Raw genomic sequence first — 1,973 nt, forward strand, 5'->3', positions numbered from 1 at the left:
CGAGTAAATGGTATTAGAGCACACAAACAATAAAGCCAGTCACATATTCCGCGGCGGTCGTATTTTCAAACGCGGCAAACACGTTCTTACTTCTGCGGCAGTTACAGGCTCTGTAATTGCATCTGCGGTTGGCAGGAAACTGGCCAGGGCACGTTATGGGCTGTTACTATGGGCAGGGATAGGGATGAGCGGGCAAATAACCGAAGTATCCGCCCAGAATGTCACCTTTGACAATGATGCAGGCACTGGCATTTGGGGTACAGCTATAAACTGGGATACCGATCAGGTTCCAGCTGCGGGTGACAACGCCTTTATCGGTGGTGCCTTCGATGTTACCGGATCTCTAACTGATGATATCCGCAATCTTAATTATTCCAGTACGGGCACCTCGATGGTTACTGCCGACGGCTTCGGTATTACCGGTGTACTGACCAATAGCTCAACCGGTTCCATCGACTTTTCAGGAAACACGGGAGGCGCCACCAATACAGGTGCAGGTACCATCACCATTGGTGGAGGAGTAACCGGGCGGGTGATCAGCACCGGCACAGGTGCCATAGATATCGCCGGACAATTGCGGGCCAATGGCGGTGGTGTACGAATTGACATAGATGACGGTGATGTAAGTGCAGGATCACTTCTTAACCAAAACGGCTCTGATGCGTTGATCACAGGGGGCAGCCTGACCTCTACCGGATCGCTCTTGAACTTTAACAGAGGTACAGTACTTCGAGTGTCCTCAGGGGGGACGCTCAATGCCAATAGTGGAATAACGAACCGTTTCCAAGCCCGCCTGCAAGTAGATAATGGTGGTGTTATCAATGTGACGGGAAACATCGCCAATGGTGCTGGTCGGAATCAACAGGGAAGCGTGCTGATTACCGGCGGTACATTGAATGCCGACTCTTTCTCGAACAGCATTTCCTCTAGCTGGACCCAAACGGGTGGTGTGGTCAATATTTCAGGGAATGCAAATATATCTGCAAGTGCTATGCGGATTCAGGGAGGAGAATTCAATGTAGAGAACATTACACGCAGCGTTTTTAATTCCATAAGTTTTTCAGGAACATCCGTCACGAATGTAAGAGGGCGGATCCGCGGGCTTGGTGGAGGTTCTCGTGGATCCATTTCAGTTGCGGGGTCGGCAATAGTCAATGTCGGGTCAATAAGCAATGAGCGTGGCAACACATGGAACCAGAGCGGCGGAGTCGTGACCGTAAACGGTTCGACCCGAAACACGAACACTTCGTTTAACATTTCAGGCGGAGAGCATCATGCCAATGGCGGCTTTGTGACGACAACTGCTGTGACTGTATCAAATACTGGGTTTCTGGATATTGGCAGCAGTGGGATGAATATCAACGCCGGCGGCAATGCACAGGGTGTGGCGCGATTGACTATCCGCAATGATGCCGTGGTGGTAAGCTCCTCTGTGAACAATGTGAAAGGTGTTGTGAGCGTCAGCAATAACGCGTCGCTGACCACCACCACAGGGAGGTATACCAATCAAGCAAATGGAGCACTGAACGTGTCCGGGGGGATGGTGGAAGCACAAAGCGGGCTGTCCAATAGTGGTACAGTAAACCTCAGCGGAACGGGTGAAATTCAGGTAACGGGCGGTTTAAACAATTCCCGCAACTTCAATGTCACCAGCGCAACTAGCACACTGACTGCCGACACCCTGTCCAACAGTCGCTTGTTTAATCTGGATGCAGGCATAGTCAATGTGACAGGTAACGCGACGATTCTGACCGGCAACGGCCAATTGGACCAGGACGGTGGCACCTTCAATGTGGGTGGCCTGTTGACGACCACGGGAGGCGGCATCATCAACCTGGATGATGGTGTTCTGAATGCCAACGGAGATATGCTCAATGACGGCATCACCAATCTGCAGGGCACTGGCGATCTGAACCTGACCGGCGATCTGGACAATGGCGGCACTTTCAATGTGCTGGGTGGTCTGGATGCGT

General features: G+C 51.8%; 1 protein-coding gene. It reads left to right on the plus strand.

Annotated features, from left to right (window positions below; genetic code table 11):
- Positions 1-184: 184 nt before the first annotated feature.
- Positions 185-1,973 (plus strand): beta strand repeat-containing protein (locus tag ACR1XV_RS21385; protein WP_480535048.1); only part of this gene is annotated, 1,789 nt, incomplete at its 3' end.

Source organism: Ruegeria sp. AD2(2025) (assembly GCF_056542385.1).